This window comes from Bacteroides sp. RCH18 (genome assembly GCF_058231005.1).
Map to the genome: position 1 here is coordinate 2639334 of NZ_JBIPTC010000001.1, position 19184 is coordinate 2658517.

The 19184-nt window shown below is 45.4% G+C and carries 11 protein-coding genes and 2 pseudogenes; 5 read left to right on the forward strand and 8 right to left on the reverse strand.

Going from position 1 to position 19184, the window contains the following annotated elements:
* Positions 1-6: 6 nt before the first annotated feature.
* Positions 7-1959, reverse strand: a complete 1953-nt coding sequence (locus ACHLI0_RS10500) for a heavy metal translocating P-type ATPase (RefSeq protein ID WP_490749570.1) — start codon at positions 1957-1959, stop codon at positions 7-9.
* 176 nt (positions 1960-2135) lie between these two features.
* Between ACHLI0_RS10500 and ACHLI0_RS10505 the strand changes: the two genes are divergently transcribed.
* The gene (locus ACHLI0_RS10505) at positions 2136-3575 is read left to right on the forward strand and encodes a Fic family protein (RefSeq protein WP_490749110.1); all 1440 of its coding nucleotides are present in this window, start codon (positions 2136-2138) and stop codon (positions 3573-3575) included.
* On the opposite strand, the pseudogene ACHLI0_RS10510 reads toward ACHLI0_RS10505, so the two are convergent.
* Positions 3572-3661: pseudogene (locus tag ACHLI0_RS10510) on the reverse strand (GNAT family N-acetyltransferase); the annotation flags it as partial. The gene ACHLI0_RS10505 and the pseudogene ACHLI0_RS10510 sit on opposite strands and share 4 nt — an antisense overlap.
* Positions 3662-4173: 512 nt before the next feature.
* Here ACHLI0_RS10510 and ACHLI0_RS10515 point away from each other — a divergent pair.
* A complete protein-coding gene (locus tag ACHLI0_RS10515; RefSeq protein ID WP_490749112.1) occupies positions 4174-4866 on the forward strand; it encodes a hypothetical protein in 693 nt (230 codons plus the stop codon).
* 640 nt (positions 4867-5506) lie between these two features.
* On the opposite strand, the gene ACHLI0_RS10520 is transcribed toward ACHLI0_RS10515, so the two are convergent.
* From ACHLI0_RS10520 to rpoN, 6 genes are all read right to left on the reverse strand, one after another.
* Entirely contained in the window at positions 5507-5968 is a 462-nt protein-coding gene (locus tag ACHLI0_RS10520) for a hypothetical protein (protein WP_490749113.1), read from the reverse strand.
* Between the two features lie 107 nt (positions 5969-6075).
* On the reverse strand, positions 6076-7917 hold the full coding sequence (locus tag ACHLI0_RS10525; protein ID WP_490749115.1) for a 4-hydroxy-3-methylbut-2-en-1-yl diphosphate synthase: 1842 nt from the start codon (positions 7915-7917) through the stop codon (positions 6076-6078).
* 118 nt (positions 7918-8035) lie between these two features.
* The gene (gene purE / locus ACHLI0_RS10530) at positions 8036-8545 is read right to left on the reverse strand and encodes a 5-(carboxyamino)imidazole ribonucleotide mutase (RefSeq protein WP_008763604.1); all 510 of its coding nucleotides are present in this window, start codon (positions 8543-8545) and stop codon (positions 8036-8038) included.
* A gap of 87 nt (positions 8546-8632) precedes the next feature.
* Positions 8633-9013: a glycine cleavage system protein GcvH gene (gene gcvH, locus ACHLI0_RS10535; protein ID WP_195568048.1), complete on the reverse strand. Its 381-nt coding sequence runs from the start codon at positions 9011-9013 to the stop codon at positions 8633-8635.
* A 30-nt stretch (positions 9014-9043) separates the two neighbouring features.
* Positions 9044-9715, reverse strand: coding sequence for a hypothetical protein (locus ACHLI0_RS10540; protein WP_008763602.1), 672 nt, complete (start codon positions 9713-9715; stop codon positions 9044-9046).
* A 41-nt stretch (positions 9716-9756) separates the two neighbouring features.
* Positions 9757-11241, reverse strand: a complete 1485-nt coding sequence (gene rpoN, locus ACHLI0_RS10545; protein ID WP_008763601.1) for an RNA polymerase factor sigma-54 — start codon at positions 11239-11241, stop codon at positions 9757-9759.
* A gap of 138 nt (positions 11242-11379) precedes the next feature.
* Between rpoN and ACHLI0_RS10550 the strand changes: the two genes are divergently transcribed.
* From ACHLI0_RS10550 to ACHLI0_RS10560, 3 genes and pseudogenes are all read left to right on the forward strand, one after another.
* Positions 11380-12753, forward strand: a complete 1374-nt coding sequence (locus ACHLI0_RS10550) for an aminopeptidase P family protein (protein ID WP_195568044.1) — start codon at positions 11380-11382, stop codon at positions 12751-12753.
* 200 nt (positions 12754-12953) lie between these two features.
* Positions 12954-16412 carry a glycoside hydrolase family 78 protein gene (locus tag ACHLI0_RS10555; protein WP_490749116.1) on the forward strand — a complete coding sequence of 1153 codons (3459 nt, stop codon included), beginning with the start codon at positions 12954-12956 and terminating at the stop codon, positions 16410-16412.
* Positions 16413-16417: 5 nt separating this feature from the next.
* Positions 16418-19063 (forward strand): annotated as a pseudogene (locus ACHLI0_RS10560) (glycoside hydrolase family 78 protein).
* Positions 19064-19184 lie beyond the last annotated feature (121 nt).

The following is a 19184-nucleotide window of genomic DNA, read 5'->3' on the forward strand; positions in this document are numbered from 1 at the left end:
ATTCTTTTATTTTATCATTTTCTGTATCCTTACGGCATTCATGATAGCAATCAGTGCTACACCAACATCGGCGAAAACAGCTTCCCAAAGTGTAGCCAGTCCACCGGCTCCCAAAATCAGTACCAGCAATTTCACTCCAAATGCCAGTGAAATGTTCTGCCATACAATCCTTCGCGTCAGTTTTCCTACCTTTATCGCTTCAGCCACTTTGGAAGGCTGGTCGGTCTGTATCACCACATCAGCCGTTTCAATAGCCGCATCACTGCCTAGTCCGCCCATGGCAATACCTACATTACTTAAAGCCAGTACCGGAGCATCATTCATACCGTCGCCCACAAAGGCAACCTGATTCTCCGTATGTTGGCGTAATTCTTCCAAATGCTTCACTTTCCCGTCGGGGAGCAGATCACCATAGGCTTCCGAAATACCCAGCTTCTCTGCAAAGTTACTAACAATACTTTGTTTATCACCGGATAATATCTGAATGTTTTGAATTCCCAATGCTTTCAGGTTCTGGATGGCGATCCTTGCATCCTCTTTCAGACTGTCGGATAATAGCAGATAACCGGCATACTTGTTTCCTATCGCACAGACAACGATCGTATCTGTGATGAAAAGAAGTTCGGGTGGATATTCTATCTGAAATTTTGAAAGCAAACGCCCATTACCTGCCAAAACCTGAATTCCATTTACGGCAGCTTCCAGTCCGAGACCTGCATACTCCTTACTATCGGTTACAGAGGAAAGTTCGATATCCCGCTGTCCGGCATAATTCACCACAGCCTTAGCAATGGGGTGTGTACTGCTGCTTTCTACCGAGGCTATCATCCGGATTAATTCTTCTTCGGATACACCGGATTCACAGTTACAAAACTGTACTTCAAACGTACCTTTAGTAAGGGTTCCCGTTTTATCAAACACGACTGTATTAATCTTCGTAACAGCATCCAGAAAATTTCCACCTTTAAATAAAATTCCCAACCGGGAAGCTGCCCCGATGCCTCCGAAGTATCCTAACGGAATACTAACCACCAAAGCGCACGGGCATGAAATCACAAGAAAGACCAAAGCCCTGTACAGCCAGTCATTAAAAGTAAATAAGAACTGGGGAGTGATCAAGGAATAAATAAACGGCAGTAAAACAATCAGAACCGCCAGCCCTATCACAATCGGAGTATAAACACGGGCAAATTTACGGATAAACAGTTCTGCCGGTGCTTTTCGTTCGGAGGCATTCTGAACAAGTTCCAGAATACGGGCAAGAGCACTTTTATCAAAAGGTCTGATCACCTTGATACGGATTACTTTATCGGTAACAATCATTCCGGCAAGTACTTCCTCACCCATCCGGATACTTCGGGGGACACTCTCACCTGTCAATGCCGCCGTATTGAAAGCAGCTACCTCATTGAGCATCATTCCATCCAAAGGAACTCTTCCTCCTGTCTTTATTTCAATTGTTTCTCCTACTTTTACGTTTTGAGGATTCTCAATAACGACACGTTCATCTCTGACTACCGCCGCTTCTTCCGGACGGACATCCAGCAGAGCTCCGATATTACGCTTCGCCTTATCAACAGCCTTTTCCTGAAACAGTTCTCCGACGGAGTAAAACAACATCACCGCTACTCCCTCCGGATATTCACCGATATAAAACGCTCCAAGCGTAGCTACAAACATCAGCGTAAACTCACTGAAATAGTCCTTATCCTTCATACTCTCCCAAGCCTCTTTCATAACGGGCAGGCCGACCGGAAGATAAGCCACGACATACCATATCAGAGAGAAATATCCTTCACGGAAGAAAGGTAACTCCAGAGCGTTCATGATGATTCCACTTATCAACAGGATAAATGAAAGTCCCACTTTCCAATATTCAGCGAATATTGATTCTTTCTTTTCAATATGTTTTTCGGGTGCACATTCGTGTGTATGTGCGCAACAACTACAATGTCCCATAATCATTCTTTCTTTTTTATCTGCTGCAAAGGTAGCGAATGATTCGTGCAACAAAGTTGCAAAAGAAGATGCCATAGCCAATCTCCAAATAAATATCGTTCAAGGGATTGGCATATAAAGAAAGTTTCCTATTTTTGTATCTAAACAAAAAAATGGGCACAGCCCCACATATATAAATGGGAATAAGTAATATAAAACAATTATATAGCGAATGGAAATCGCTTCAGCCTCTTAAGCCTGAGGACCTGAAACGTTGGAATGATAAATTCAAGTTAGAGTTTAATTATAACTCTAACCACTTGGAAGGAAATACACTGACATACGGACAAACAAAACTATTATTAATGTTCGGTGAAACTTCGGGTAATGCCAGCTTGAAAGATTATGAAGAGATGAAAGCTCACAACGTAGGACTGGAAATGATAAAGCAAGAGGCGCAGGACAAAGAACGTCCGCTGACTGAAAGTTTTATTCGCGAGTTGAACCGTACCATCCTTGTGCAGGACTATTGGAAGAACGCCAAAACACCCGACGGACAAGACATCCGTATGCAGATAAAAGTAGGCGAATATAAATCACGCCCCAATTCCGTACTGACCGCAACAGGAGAAGTTTTCAGTTATGCTTCGCCCGAAGAAACTCCGGCATTTATGACGAGCTTGGTAGACTGGTACAACCTGGAAGCAGACAAAGGAATACTGACTCCTGTTGAATTGGCGGCGTTGCTTCATTACCGTTATATCCGCATTCATCCCTTCGAAGATGGCAACGGACGCATTGCCCGTTTATTAGTAAACTTTGTGCTGCACCGTTATGGATATCCGATGATCGTTATTCACTCCGAAGATAAATCCAACTATCTGAACATCCTCCATCAATGTGATGTAGAAGCAGGATTAACCCCTTCAGATGGTGCTAATGCCACTTTGAATGATATATTACCATTCGTCAACTATTTGAGCAGTTGCTTGATACGCAGTCTGACACTCGCAATCAAAGCCGCCAAGGGAGAAAGCATAGAGGAAGAAGGTGATTTCGATAAGAAAATAGCGATGTTACAGCGTAGATACTCAGATAAAGCTATCGAAAAAAGCAGTCGTTCCGTAGAACAGGCAAGAAGTGCTTTTTTTGAATTGGCCGTTTATGTGGAGCAAAAGATCAGTGGACTCCAAAAGCTATTTGACAGAACATTTATAACCAACACTCCCACTTGGAACATGGCTAGAAAAATAAATACACCCAATCCTGATGAGCCAATTATCCAGTCACACATTTTATATACTAAGTCAAAAGAGTATGGCTTTGTAGAGGATATCATACGTTTATCCAAGAAATCTCAGGTTGACTACTTTAAGCTAAAATATGATGCAGTAACTTTTCATTTTAATCATTGCCGATATGCAGGCGATAATACTTTTGATTTCCCATTCTGTATTTATATTCAATACTTATCAGATGGATGTGAAATAAGCTGTGACATCACATCCGATTCTGTGAAACTGTCTTATAATCCGGATGTTTTGGCTGAAGAAGGCAAAGAATACATGGATACTGCTTGCAACGAACTACTCAAACTACTTGAAGAAAAAATGAATGATAAGTCACCAGAAAACTAAATCAATAACTCATAATCCACCACATCCAGCCAACGGCCAAACTTTAATTTTTCCTTCTCGAAGCAGGATACTTGCTTGAATCCGATTCAGCTATGCCGCCAGCGAAACAGTACAAAAAGCCATCGGCACAACGACGCTCCACAAAATAATGGTCGTCTATCGTGGCATGGAGATAGTCGTATGTGAAGAAATCCCCGCTTTTCGTTGAGATTTCAGAATAAACACTTATCTTTGCATACACCTTTCTCCCCGTCAGCGTGACGTGAATGTAGGAGAAAGGTGTTTTTTATAAATATTGGAATATAAACGTATTACTTCTTCGCACATAAAGTTGGCTTACTTTTAAAATCAAGGAGAAGTGATGCAACAGATATTCCATGCTAATTGTTATATAGAATCCCTATATATAAAATTGGCATGGATGTCTGTTGTTTATCACTATTCTTGATAGGGTCTAGCCAACACCTATGTGTGGATAGTGAAACGACAACAGCGTCCGTGCCTTTCCTTTTTTTACCCCAACCCCACATCCTTTTTTTAGGGAGAGTGCATGGACGCCCAGTCGTTTTTAGAAGACAATCAAAACAACGAAAGCGATATGGATTTAGAAGAAACACTGGCACTTAAAAGAACCAATCACGAAAAGCTCATCCGGAATATGGATAAAGCTATCAGGAACGAGATGCTCAAATATGAAGAAGCAGAATTCTACATCCGCTTGCAGAGCGAATGTTTCAACCTCTACCCGATAGTCGTTAAAGCATTGGCACTGCAAATTATGGATAACAAAAAGCGTAGCATCTTCTGCTCCATCGTAAAAGGACACAAGCTAAAACGTCTGGCTGACTTTCACAAGCAAACACCGGAAGAAATAGCAATAGAATTCCGTTCTATCGTATGCGAATTGCGACGCAAGATTAATAACGGAGCGTTTACAGCCAAAGAGTCTGTCAATCTCCGGCTAAAAATGGAACGGGATATATTAGAATATAGAATACGGGATTATGATGAATTATGCCAAAGGTTACAGTTGAAAAACAAAATATTGCACGACCAACTTGACATGCTTCGGGATAATCAGAAAAGGCATTCGAAGGACGAACAAGAAATAACACATGAAAAAGAACAGGAAATAATACGGAAAACAAGAAAAGCATTGCTGGAAGAATTGCAGCGAAAGATGGAAATACAGATAGAAGAACAAACCCAAAACCTGCATCACGAATCTTTCGTCATGCGCTGTATGCAATGGTTGAAAAATGCCCTTAGGCTTCCAACCGTCTCTCACTAGAGTTAATAAAACACTTTGTTATTGTCACTTGTCACCTTTAAAGGATAAGCTCCTTATTATTAAGGCAGTAATGGTGATAATAGGTGGTGATAATAAGGTGATAATAGAATTTTTTCTGGTTTCTATTATCACCTGCTTTTAATAAGAAACAGGATTAACACGCTGATTAACAACTATAAAACAGACTATTCAGAAGCATTATCTGCATGTGTTAAAAACTCCATTTTCAGCGTGAATATGCGTTGTTTATGCCATATATAACTTAATGTATGCCGCCTGCATTAAGCCATAGCATAGTAACCTTAACAAGCTAACAAGGTTTGACTAATATATTTAGTACGTTTCATGTATTCGTTTCACGTGCGTGGACCGTTCGGTTCACGTACATGAACCCAATAGATCACGTACGTGGACTGATGGACCCATGTACGTGAAATGACTTCTTCTTACTGACAGAATACATTAATCTAACCTACATAATAGCCTAATGAACGGTTCTCCTACTATTAATCCCGGGTGATTATCTTCCCCTTGTATGGATAAACATTGCCACAAGCTTAATTAAGTGGTATGGGCGAAGGCTGTTTCCATGAAAACTGGCGCGACTTATTTTTCACGATTGCCAACCACCTTATAATACTCAATTAAATACTGTTGTAAGAATAACGAGTACAACACTCATTATTAACCATATAACATCCCTGGCAATCCAGCCAAGCGCCAAAGCCGTTATCAGTTTTATAAATTTATATTGTTTATATGAATAACCAAAACTCATTGAAATATTTCGGCCAGCCCAAAAGAAAGCAGCACCAAAGCCCAAATACAGTACTGAATTTAAGATTTGAAATAAAGGTGAAAAAACAGGACTTGCAATTAGTCGCGTCGACACCATAGCAGCTGTCACAAATTGACTTAAGATTGAAAAAGGTATAGATCCTAGAAAAATAGAAATAATAACTCTGAATACAATGTTACGCAGTTGCAGGTTATGATCCATTTTTTTTACTACAGTGTAATAAGCTATTGTTCCACAAATGAGAATAAGACATAAGTAGTAAACAGCAGAAAGATACGGTGCGTAATTTATTATTTTATCCATGTCTTTTATATTATATTTATTTTTAAGTTTGCGTGTACTATGTAATGGGAGTTGCCTTAAGCAAACTTAAAGCAACTCCTGTCTTAACTATTTAAAAGTATTACTGATTAGAGTTCCAGTTCTTTCCGGTCATTGCGGATAAATTCCAGCAACCGTTCCACCGCCTCTTCTTCGGGTATGTTTTTCTCTACACAAACTTTACCTTTATAAAGGCTGATCTTTCCGCGTCCGGCACCTACATAGCCGTAGTCAGCATCCGCCATCTCACCGGGGCCGTTGACGATACATCCCATGATACCGATCTTCAAGCCTTTCAGATGTGAGGTAGCCGCCTTGATACGCGCAATTGTCTTTTCCAGATCATAAAGCGTACGACCGCAGCCCGGACAAGAAATATATTCCGTTTTAGAAGTACGGGTGCGTCCTGCCTGCAAGATACCGAAGGCAGTAGCATCTACTACCGCATGACTCAGACTTCCTTGATTGAACAGAAAAATTCCGTCACATAAACCGTCAAAAATCAATGCTCCCATATCAACGGCGGACTTGATCTGCAAGTCTTCCGCCTCGTCCTCCGCATAATGCTGGAAGAAAACAACCGGATTCTCCAGACCTTCCGTCATGAGTTGATGCACCAATGCACGGTGCTCACCCAGGCGATTCGGATGATTGCTCTGAGAAATAACCACAACTTCGGGATGCACCTTAAGACAGGCAATCACTTCATCCGTCTGCGCCATGTAAGGCATAAACAGGAATTTCAGTTCTGCACCGCACTCGCCCATCAACGGCAACTGCGCATGATTGAAAGCAGGCCATGTTCCGACCTCCCCTTCCCATACATCGGCATCAAGGATATATTCCACTCCTTCTTCCCGCTGTTCGGGCAACGTTCTTCCGGCATAGATATAATCCGGAGTAAACTGCGGATTGACTTCCGTCTTCCCATCCATGCGGTCGGCAATAACGACAGGGAGATGTTCGCCCCCGATATTGCGCACTGCCCGCGTCTTGCGGCGCGAAGGAGAAAGATAATTAAATTCCGGTGCCTCCATGCCCGGGATATACGGATGATCCTGCCTCAACAGAACATAATCCACCAGCTTGCGCGCTACGGGAATTTCCGCTTCGGGAGCCTCACTAAGCGACACACGAATCGTATCTCCCAATCCGTCACAAAGCAGCGCACCGATGCCCAAAGCCGATTTTATACGTCCGTCTTCTCCGTCTCCGGCCTCCGTCACTCCAAGATGCAGGGGAAATGACATTCCCTCCTGCTCCATTACGGCAACAAGCAAGCGGACGGTCTTCACCATCACCACCGTATTGGAAGCCTTGATCGAAATCACCACATCCGTGAAATGTTCCGCCACACAGATACGCAGGAATTCCATGCAGGATTCCACCATCCCTTCGGGAGTGTCTCCGTAGCGGGACATGATACGGTCGGACAGGGAACCGTGATTGACTCCGATGCGAATAGCCGTATGATTCTCCTTACAGATATTCAGAAACGGCACAAAGCGGTCGTGAATCTTCTGTATCTCCTGCGCATACTCCTCGTCGGTATATTCCAGTTTTTTAAAAGTACGCGCTGCATCTACATAATTGCCCGGATTGATCCGTACCTTTTCTGCATATTGAGCTGCTACATCGGCTACCTTCGGATTAAAATGCACATCGGCCACCAACGGAACCATATATCCCTGACTTCGTAGTCCGATATTGATATTCATCAGGTTTTCCGCTTCCTTGACGCCTTGCGTGGTCAGTCGTACATACTCGCCGCCGGCATCGACGATGCGTTTGGCTTGTTCCACACAAGCTTCTGTATCCATAGTAGACGTGTTCGTCATCGACTGGATACGAATAGGATTGGGGCCGCCCAAAGGTACAGCCCCAATATTTACTTCGGATGTTTCTCTTCGAAAGTAATTGAATAAATCCATCTTTTCAATTGACAATTGACAGTTGACAATTGACAATTGAGAATCGAGAATCAACAACAAGCTCAACAAAGCACCCACAGCGCCGGCCCATTGTCAATTGTCAATTGTCAATTGTCAATTAATTAGTTTTATATTCGAACTTCACTTCTTTCAGTTCTTCGTTTGCCTTTACGATTTTCTTTTTCAGTCCTTCTTTGTAAGCAGCAAAAGCCTCAGCCAATGCCGCATCGCTCAATGCAAGCATCTGAATGGCAAGGATAGCCGCATTCATCGCTCCATTGATAGCAACCGTAGCCACAGGAATGCCCGGAGGCATCTGAATGATGGAGTACAGAGCGTCTACACCGTCGAGCACAGAGCCTTTTACAGGTACTCCGATCACCGGAAGTGTTGTGTTGGCTGCGATGACACCCGGAAGGGCGGCAGCCATTCCGGCAGCAGCGATGATTACTTTAATGCCACGGCTACGGGCATTTTTGGCAAACTCTTCCACAGCCTCCGGCGTGCGGTGAGCAGAAAGGGCGTTCATTTCGAACGGTACATGCATATCATTCAGCAGTTGCGCAGCCTTCTCCATAACAGGAAGGTCGGACGTGCTACCCATGATGATACTTACAATTGGAGTCATTTTCATCTAATCTAAAAGTTATTACATACATTCATTTACCTACCACCTCCCCCTACGGGGAGAGGCAGAAGTACTGCTTATTCAAATTCAGCCGTTGACCACTACCTTGTATGCTTCGGCATCGAGCAGGTCTTCCGCAGCACTGGCATCAGCAGGCTTCATCTTGATCAGCCAGCCTTCGCCGTAAGGATCTTTGTTTACCAGCTCCGGATTTTCTTCCAAAGCTTCGTTCTGTTCGAGTATCTCGCCTGCCAACGGTAAGAAAAGATCGGAAATGGTCTTTACCACTTCAATCGTTCCGAAAGTTTCTCCGGCTTCCAACGTTTCTCCTACGGTAGGAATATCAACGAATACAATATCGCCCAATTGTTCCTGTGCGTAATCTGTGATACCTACGTAAGCGATGTCTCCTTCTACGCGAATCCACTCGTGTTCATTCGTGTACTTCAAGTTCTGTGGAAAGTTCATAATAATTAGTTTTTAGGATTTATATTGTTTTTAAAATAAAAATACTCTGAATATAAGGTTGTACGCCGGATGGAGTATCAAAAAGGAGCAGACCAGCCCGACTACAAAACCGGAAAGAACCTCGCCCAAGGTGTGATGCCCCAGCACAATCCGCGCGGAGCCCAATATGCCTGCAATCAGAATAAACAGGCACAACCACACTACCGGATTATAGCTGAACAGCGCACTGAACGAAACCAGTCCGCCGATAATACCGCCCATCCCCGCCATGTGTTCGCTCAGTTTCCATTTCAGATTGACCAGAATGCAGATGATCGATATCACCAGGGAAACAAAAATGATTCCGGTCATATACCAGGGAATATTCAGTTTCCGCATCATCAGCAGGCAGAACACATACGAGATGATAGTCAGCAGGATAGGTACATAACGTTTCTTACGCTCACTCAGTTCCTGACGGGCAAACCCGTTGATCTTCCGGAACAGGAAAATGGTGATGGTGGGCGTCAGTATGGTGAAGCAGTAAACGATTCCCAACACAATTCCCTTATAAAGTATCGGCATGATACGGAGATAAGAAAACAGGAATAACACCAGAAACGCCAGAAACGGTATAGAAAATGGAGTAAACACGATGGAAGTGATCCGTGCCACCCGCAACATTGTTTTATCCGCTATGATATGCTCTTTTTCTTTATCCATCAGCACCTAATACTTAATACTTTATAGTTAATACTTTAAACTCACTTTCTCAGTCTTGCCACCGGTATATTCAACTGCTGACGGTATTTCGCCACCGTACGGCGGGCGATAGGATAGCCTTTTTCCTTCAGGATATCCGCCAGTTCGTCATCTGTCAGCGGTTTCTTTTTGTCTTCTCCGTCAATGCATTCTTTCAGAATCTTACGTATCTCGCGTACGGACATTTCCTCTCCGTCTTCCGTCGTATAGCCATCGCTGAAGAAGAATTTAAGCGGATAGATGCCGAAGTTGGTCTGTACGTATTTGCTGTTGCTGACACGGGAAATCGTAGAGATATCCAGTCCGGTACGTTCTGCCACATCTTTGAGAATCATCGGTTTCAGCAATGACTCGTCGCCTTCGAGGAAGAAAGGACGCTGCAAGTCGATAATCGCCTGCATGGTAGTCATCAATGTATTCTGCCGCTGCTTCACCGCATCGATAAATCCTTGTGCCGCATCCATCTTCTGTTTCAGGAACATCATGGCTTCTTTCGACTCTTTGGACTGGTTCGCCTTATTTTTGGTATGCTCCTCCACCATCTCGGTAAAGTCGCGGCTCATCCGGAGTTCGGGAACATTGCGGTTATTCAGGCTTACGTTAATCGTTCCGTCATCGTAGGTATCCACCAGAAAATCGGGAACAATCTGCTGTAGGTTTCTTCCGATCGTCTCTCCGAGCGAAGCGCCCGGACGGGGATTCAACTTGGTTATTTCGGCAATCGCCTCATTGAAAGTCTCTTCTCTGACATCCAGTTTCTTAATGATTTTCTCCCAGTGCTTCCGGGTAAATTCTTCATAACAGTCACTGATGATGCGCTCTTCCAGGTTCAATATCGGCGACGGCTTCTTCTCTTCGCTCTTCTTGCGCAGAATCTGTATCATCAGACATTCCTGAAGGTTGCGTGCTCCGATACCTGCCGGGTCAAAATCCTGCAGGATGCACAGAGCCTCTTCCAGTTCTTCTTCCGTAGATTCGATACCGGCGTAGATAGCCAGTTCGTCACAGATACTTTCCAGCGATTTGCGGAGCAGTCCGTCATCGTCCAGCGAACCGATCAGATATTCCACCAGTTCGCACTGGTGTTCGGTCAGGTTACGTTCACGGAGTTGTTCTTTCAGGATTTCATAAAAAGAGGTGGCGTCGGAGAAAGGAATATCTTCCGCCTGCTCGTCCCGCGAGCGGTTGTTCTCCTGCAATTTATAGTCGGGGATATCGTCTTCGGTGAGATAATCACTTAAAGAATCATAATCATTGGCATCGTTATCCATGCCTTCTTCCGGACTGACGCCATCGGCATATTCATCTGTAGCAGCGTCTTCTTTGCCTTCTTCAAGCGCCGGATTTTCCAATAGTTCAGCATGGATACGGTCTTCCAGCTCGACTGCGGGAAGCTCCAACAACTTCACGACCAGAATCTGCTGTGGCGATAGCGTTTGTATCTGCTGTTGCGCCTGCGATTGTATTTGACGGGAACCTTGTGCCATATTCGTTTTTGCTTTCTACTGTTTCTCGCTACAAAAGTAACTTTTTAACGAGAGATTACACAGATTAGTGGGATTATTTTTAATCCTATAACACAAAATTCTTTATCTTTGTTGCACGAACTTAAAAATTAGGACAGTATGTTTGCCAAAGAGACGTATATGCAGCGCAGAGCCCTGCTGAAAAAGAATTTAGGCTCCGGAGTTTTGTTATTTCTGGGAAATGACGAGTGCGGGCTGAATTATGAGGATAACACGTTCCGTTATCGTCAGGACTCCACTTTTCTTTATTATTTCGGTCTTTCGTGTGCCGGACTTTCGGCCATCATCGATATTGACGAAGACAAAGAAATTATTTTCGGTGACGAATTATCCATCGATGCCATCGTATGGATGGGCTCGCAGCCTACGTTACGCGAAAAATGCGAACGCGTCGGCATCAGGGAAATGATGGCTTCCGCCGATATCGTCGGCTATCTGCACAAATGCGTCCAGAGTGGAAAAGCAATTCATTATCTTCCTCCCTACCGCCCCGAACATAAACTGAAACTGATGGACTGGCTGGGTATACCACCTGCACGTCAGGAAGGTTCCGTACCTTTCATCCGTGCCGTCATAGCTCAGCGCAACTACAAGTCGGCGGAAGAAATCGTAGAAATAGAAAAAGCCTGTGACGTGACTGCCGATATGCACATCACCGCCATGAAGGTGCTTCGTCCGGGAATGTACGAATATGAAGTAGTAGCGGAAATGAACCGTGTGGCAGAGTCCAACAACTGCGAACTGTCGTTTGCAACGATCGCCACCATCAACGGGCAGACGCTGCACAACCATTATCACGGAAACAAAGTGAAACCGGGCGATCTGTTCCTGATTGACGCAGGCGCGGAAGTCGAGTCGGGTTATGCAGGCGATATGTCGTCCACGATTCCTGCGGATAAGAAATTTACAACCCGCCAGCGCGAAGTTTACGAAATTCAGAATGCGATGCATCTGGAATCTGTCAAGGCGCTTCGTCCGGGCATTCCTTATATGGATGTATACGAACTGTCCGCCCGTGTCATGGTAGACGGAATGAAAAATCTAGGACTAATGAAAGGAAATACGGAAGATGCTGTCCGCGAAGGCGCGCATGCCCTGTTCTATCCGCACGGATTAGGACACATGATGGGACTGGATGTTCACGATATGGAAAATCTGGGTGAGATATGGGTAGGATACAACGGTCAGCCGAAGAGCACGCAGTTCGGACGTAAGTCACAACGCCTCGCCATTCCACTGGAACCGGGATTCGTACATACCGTAGAACCGGGCATTTACTTCATCCCCGAACTGATTGATATGTGGAAAGCAGAAAAGAAGTTCACCGATTTTATCAATTACGACAAAGTGGAAACTTACAAAGACTTCGGCGGTATCCGTAACGAAGAAGATTATCTCATCACGGAGACAGGTGCCCGCCGACTCGGCAAGAAAATTCCGCTGACACCCGAAGAAGTGGAAGCTTTAAGATAACCTCTGCTTTAAAGGATAAGGCACCGGAATTCACATAAAACGATAAATGCCTGTACTACAACAAGTATAGGCATTTATTATTTCAAGGGGACGGTCATATTTTTAAGTATTAGTGTCAAAATTCTTATGCCTATACAGGACAATAAGCACTATATTTGCAAGTATCCCCCATCATAACAAACTATTAATACTTTAAACTAATGGCACGAACTACTTTGTTACTTTTATCTATTCTTTTTCTGCTACCCACGAATGCAGCAATCAAAAAACTACAGGTTGAATATCTGACCAATCCGATCGGGCTGGACATAACAGTTCCCCGATTCAGCTGGCAACTAGCGTCAGCGGAAAGAGGAGTCAGACAAACAGCCTATCAAATCACGGTAGCGACCGATGCAGCCTGTCTAAATCCGGTCTGGACTTCCGGAAAGGTGGCATCTGACGAATCATTGCACATCTGTTATGCAGGACCGGCTCTCACCCCTTCCACCCGCTATTATTGGAAAGTAACCGTGTGGAACAACAAAACCGGAGAAGAGACTTCGACGGAAAAGGCTTTCTTCGAAACAGGACTGCTGTCCGACGGATGGTCGGGAGCGCAATGGATCAAGGCAACTCAAATAAACAAGAATTCCAAAATCAATCCGGAAGACAAGAAACAGACAAAGGCACGAATGCTGCTGGAAATGGATGTCACCCTGACTTCCGGCAACGCATCCGTTCTTTTCGGCGCACGCGATGCTTCCAACGTATTCATGTGGTCTGTCAATACGCTGGACAATGAAAAAGAACCTTTGATCAGAAGACATATTTATGACGGAGGACGCTTGCAAAGTTCGGATACTCCGATCGGCAAATTCTTCACCAAATCCGACTTGCTGAATAAAGAACACCATCTGGCAATCGAAGCAAAAGATGGAGTGGTCAAGACTTATATTGACAAGGTACTGGTGGATACCTATACCGACACCGATTCCAAACTATCGAACGGATATATCGGCTTCCGGGCATTCAGAGGGAATAACACCAACGAAACGGCCATGTTTGACAATATCGTACTGACAGAGTACGAACAGAAAGGCGACAAGGAAGAAGCCAAAGTTGTTCTGAAAGAGGATTTCGAAAAACCTCAGTCCACCTTTGAAGAAGGAGAAATCGTAACTGTGGGAGGTAATCGTAAACTGAATATGGTTTCCGCTTCCGGAGACTATCGGGTATTGCAGGCTTCTATGAGCAGAGTACCCATGTTCCGTAAAGAATTCAAGGCAAAAAAGAAGATAGCATCCGCCCGCATCTACAGTTCGGCTCTGGGCGTCTATGATTTGTTTATCAACGGACAACGGGTAGGAAACAAGATGGAAGACGGCAGCATACGCTATGACGAATTGAAGCCGGAATGGACGGATTTCAGCAAAACAGCCCACTATCAGACGTATGACATCACCGATTTGCTCCGGAAAGGAGAAAACGCAGTCGGCGCCCAGGTATCCTCCGGCTGGTGGAACAGTGATGTCGCTCATGGAGAGTATGGCGCCCACGAAGTAGGATTCATCGCAAAGATTTTACTGAAATATACGGACGGCACTTCGGAAACGGTAGTAACGGACCTTTCCTGGCTGTCATCCATGGACGGTGCCATACGAATGGGAGACATCTACCACGGAGAAACCTATGACGCCCGCAAAGAAAGTGCATGGACGAAGCCCGGATATAATACTGCCAACTGGAACAAGACGGCTGTCAACCCTCACTTCAAAGGAGAGTTAATCGCCTTTGCCGGCCCCACCGTTCAGGTGCGTCCGCATCTGAGCCGTATCCCTTTGTCTACTACCGTTTACCAAGGTGAAAAAGATGGTAAAATCAATGTAGTGAGCGTTACGGACAAACCGGCTCCTATCCGCTTAAAGAAAGGTGAAACGGCCGTCTACAACTTAGGTCAGAACATGGTCGGCTGGGTTCGGTTCAAAGTAAAAGGTGCATCGGGAACGGAGATGAAACTCCGTTTCGGCGAGATGCTGAACGACACAGGAGATAAATCGCGCGGAGACGACGGTCCTGCCGGAAGTATATATACCGCCAACCTCAGAAGTGCAAAAGCAACATTGAAGTATATCCTGAAAGGAAGCAAGGAAGGCGAATCATTCCATCCGTCCATGACCTTCTTCGGTTTTCAGTATTGTGAGATAACGGCAAGTGAAGACATCGAGGTACTTTCCCTGATAGGGGAAGTGGTCGGTTCCGCTACCGAAGAGGGAGCTTCGTTTGTCACCAGCAGCCGGTCAATCAATCAGTTATACAGCAATGTCATGTGGGGACAAAGAGGCAACTATCTGAGCATCCCTACCGACTGCCCGCAAAGAGACGAACGTCTGGGCTGGACAGGAGACACACAAGTGTTCTGCCGTGCCGCTTCTTATAATGCAAACGTATCCGCCTTCTTCGAAAAATGGATGAGAGATATGCGTGACGGTCAGCGAAGTGACGGCGCCTATCCGGATGTAGCCCCACACTCATGGGTAGGCTACGGACAGGCAGCCTGGGCTGATGCCGGTATCATCGTTCCCTGGACTATCTATCTGATGTACGACAACAAAAAGATATTGCAGGACAATTATGCATCTATGGAAAAATACATGGAGTTCCTGTCCCATCAAAAAGGAGACGGTTATAACTATAACGGTGCCGGAACAAATTATGGCGACTGGCTATCGTACGAAGATACCGAACGCCGCTATGTCAGTGTATGCTACTACGCATATACGGCACAATTGATGGCCAAAATTTCGGAAGCACTGAAAACGGACGACTGTGATGCCTACGCCTCCAAAGCAAAGGTTTACAGAAAGCTGGCACAGGAAATCAAGAAAGAATTCCAGACACGCTACATCGATGCAGACAGAGATTTGAAACAAAAGAGCCAGACGGCCTATCTGCTTGCCTTGAAACTGGATTTATTCCCGACAGAAGAAGCACGGAAGAAAGGAGTGGAAACACTGGTCCGCAAGATTGCCGGCAACGGTAACCGTCTGAGCACAGGATTCGTGGGTACAGCCATCCTGAATCAGACATTAAGCCAGTTCGGAGAATCAAATACGGCTTACGATCTACTGCTGCAACGGAACAACCCTTCCTGGCTGTATAGCATAGACCAGGGAGCAACCACTATCTGGGAACGCTGGGATTCGTATACCAAAGAGAAAGGTTTTGGTCCCGTATCGATGAACTCGTTCAATCATTACTCCTACGGAGCAGTCTCCGAATGGATGTACCGCACAATGGGCGGTATAGATATCGACGAAACACGTCCGGGATTCAAGCACATCGTATTACAGCCGATTCCGGACAACCGTCCGGAAGTTGCCGCCGGTCAGGAACGGATTGACTGGGTAAATGCTTCGTTCCCTTCCTGTTATGGAGATATCAAGAGCAGCTGGAAAAAGGAAAATGACGGAGCGGTTTCTTACCAAGTGACAATACCTGCCAACACCACCGCCACTCTTCACTTACTATTACCTACTCTTGACTATGTAGTAGAAGAAAGCGGAAAAGCTGCCGTGAAAGCGGAAGGAGTTTCTTCGGTTACTTTCATGAATGGAAAGGCAGTATTAGAACTACAGTCCGGTACATATCAGTTTGTGGTTAAAAAGGAAAACAAATAGACAGAATGAAAAAAATATATTTAGTGACTGCACTTGCATGTTGTGCACTGCAACCGACCCTTGCACAAAAGCAAGAAGAATGCAAGCCCGTGAACCTTCATTGCGACCACCTGATCAATCCGCTGGGTATCGACAATGTCAATCCCTGATTGTCGTGGATGCTGAACGATGCCCGACAAGGAGCCCGGCAGACTGCTTATCAGATAATAATCAGCACAGACTCACTGAAAGCAAACAACGAAAACGGGGAAATTTGGAACTCGGGGAAAAAGGAATCGGATCAAATCCTTGTCACCTATCCGGAAAAGAATCTTCAACCCTTTACCAAATATTACTGGAAAGTGAATGTATGGGATAAGGACGGCAAAAAGGCTACTTCGGACATCAACAGCTTCGAGACTGGAATGATGGGAATGGAGAACTGGCAGGGTGCGTGGATTGGCGACAACAGAGACATCAACTATAAGCCCGCGCCCTATTTCAGAAAAACATTCGACACCCAAAAGAAAGTCAAATCCGCCAGAGCGTACATCGCCGTCGCCGGTTTATATGAATTATACATCAACGGAGAGAAAATCGGGAATCACCGGTTAGACCCGCTGTATACCCGTTTCGACAGACGGAATTTCTATGTGACTTACGACGTAACCAGCCAACTTCAGAAAGGTAAAAACGCAATTGGCGTACTGTTGGGGAATGGCTGGTACAACCATCAGTCAAAAGCCGTCTGGGACTTTGACCGTGCACCGTGGCGCAACCGCCCCGCTTTTTGCATGGACCTGAGAATTACCTACGAAGACGGCACTACAGAAGTAATCCGCTCCGAAAGAGACTGGAAGACTTCATCGGGCGCCTTGATCTTCAACAGCATCTATACAGCGGAACATTATGACGCCCGCCTGGAACAGAAAGGCTGGAATACGGCAGATTTTGACGATTCGAAATGGAAGGAAGCAGGTTACAGAGCCGTCCCTTCTCAAAACGTCGTATCCCAGCAGGTACAACCGATTCGTATCGTAGAAACAATACCGGCAAAAGCGCTTAAGAAAGTGAACGACACGACGTATGTATTCGACTTTGCCAGAAATATGTCCGGAGTGACCCGCATCAAGGTATCCGGAGAAGAAGGAACGGTAGTAAGGCTCAAACACGGCGAACGCATCTATGACAACGGACGGGTGAATATGTCAAACATTGACGTATACCATCGTCCGGTAGATGACACAGACCCATTTCAAACGGATATTCTCATCCTGAGCGGAAAGGGAGAAGACGAGTTTATGGCACGGTTCAACTACAAAGGTTTCAGATACGTAGAAGTGACAAGCAACAAGCCTGTCGCACTCGATCAAAACAGTCTGACTGCTTATTTCGTTCACAGCGACGTTCCGCAAAAAGGCGAAATCAACACGTCAAACCCACTCGTGAACCGATTGTGGTGGGCTACCAACAACGCCTATCTGTCCAATCTGATGGGGTATCCCACCGATTGCCCCCAACGGGAGAAAAACGGATGGACGGGAGACGGACATTTCGCGATTGAAACAGCACTATATAATTATGACGGCATCACAGTCTACGAAAAATGGCTAGCCGACCACCGTGACGAACAGCAACCCAACGGAGTATTACCCGACATCATTCCGACCGGAGGATGGGGATACGGCACGGACAACGGTCTGGACTGGACGAGTACAATCGCCATTATTCCCTGGAATATTTATCTGTTCTACGGAGACAGCAAATTATTAGCCGACTGCTACGAAAACATCAAACGATATGTAGACTACGTAGACCGTACCAGCCCAAGCGGACTGACTTCATGGGGAAGAGGAGACTGGGTTCCCGTGAAATCGCATTCGTCCAAAGAACTGACCTCATCGGTATACTTCTATGTAGACACCAAAATACTGGCCAATGCCGCGAAGCTGTTCAACAAGCAGGAAGATTACGAACATTATCAGGCGCTGGCGGAAAAGATCAGACAAGCGATCAATGACAAATATCTGAACAGGGAAACCGGAATATACGCCAGCGGTGTTCAGACGGAACTAAGTGTACCGCTGATGTGGGGTATTGTCCCCAAGGATATGAAAGCAAAAGTAGCCCGCAACCTGGCGAAGAAGGTGGAAGAAGCCGGTTTCCATCTGGATGTAGGTGTATTGGGAGCCAAAGCCATACTGAACGCCCTGAGTGAAAACGGAGAAGCCGAAACCGCTTATAAAGTAGCCGCACAAGACACCTACCCGTCATGGGGCTGCTGGATTGCCAACGGAGCCACCACCCTGCTCGAAAACTGGGATTTGAATGCTACACGTGACATTTCGGACAACCACATGATGTTCGGAGAAATCGGAGGATGGTTCTATAAAGGCTTGGGCGGTATCTTCCCCGACCCACAGCAGCCGGGCTTTAAACATATCCTCCTGCGCCCCAACTTCCCCAGTGATTTAAAGCAGTTTGAGGCCAGACACCGTTCTCCGTACGGAGAGATTCATTCCCAATGGGAACGTAAGAAAAAGAGTGTTGTGTACAGCGTGACGATCCCTGCCAACAGCAGCGCCACTTTATACGTGCCCGATACTGTGAAAGGAGAACGTGTCATAAAGTTAGAAGCCGGAAAACATACATTCGAGTGGAAGTTGCTCTAAATTTACACTTAATAGAACATTTTATCGACCTCTGTCTTTCTAATCTTTCCTAATATTGCGGCGTAATTAACAAACCGATCAGATGGAAAATAGAATGAGAAGACGAATGACAGTTATATTG

Excerpts from the sequence above, each read along its gene's own strand:
- ACHLI0_RS10520 (WP_490749113.1), bottom strand. The coding sequence starts at position 5,968 with ATGGATAAAATAATAAATTACGCACCGTATCTTTCTGCTGTTTACTAC.
- ACHLI0_RS10555 (WP_490749116.1), top strand. The coding sequence starts at position 12,954 with ATGGCACGAACTACTTTGTTACTTTTATCTATTCTTTTTCTGCTACCC.
- ACHLI0_RS10500 (WP_490749570.1), bottom strand. The coding sequence starts at position 1,959 with ATGGGACATTGTAGTTGTTGCGCACATACACACGAATGTGCACCCGAA.
- ACHLI0_RS10505 (WP_490749110.1), top strand. The coding sequence starts at position 2,136 with ATGGGAATAAGTAATATAAAACAATTATATAGCGAATGGAAATCGCTT.
- ACHLI0_RS10525 (WP_490749115.1), bottom strand. The coding sequence starts at position 7,917 with ATGGATTTATTCAATTACTTTCGAAGAGAAACATCCGAAGTAAATATT.
- ACHLI0_RS10540 (WP_008763602.1), bottom strand. The coding sequence starts at position 9,715 with ATGGATAAAGAAAAAGAGCATATCATAGCGGATAAAACAATGTTGCGG.
- rpoN (WP_008763601.1), bottom strand. The coding sequence starts at position 11,241 with ATGGCACAAGGTTCCCGTCAAATACAATCGCAGGCGCAACAGCAGATA.
- ACHLI0_RS10550 (WP_195568044.1), top strand. The coding sequence starts at position 11,380 with ATGTTTGCCAAAGAGACGTATATGCAGCGCAGAGCCCTGCTGAAAAAG.
- gcvH (WP_195568048.1), bottom strand. The coding sequence starts at position 9,013 with ATGAACTTTCCACAGAACTTGAAGTACACGAATGAACACGAGTGGATT.
- purE (WP_008763604.1), bottom strand. The coding sequence starts at position 8,545 with ATGACTCCAATTGTAAGTATCATCATGGGTAGCACGTCCGACCTTCCT.
- ACHLI0_RS10515 (WP_490749112.1), top strand. The coding sequence starts at position 4,174 with ATGGATTTAGAAGAAACACTGGCACTTAAAAGAACCAATCACGAAAAG.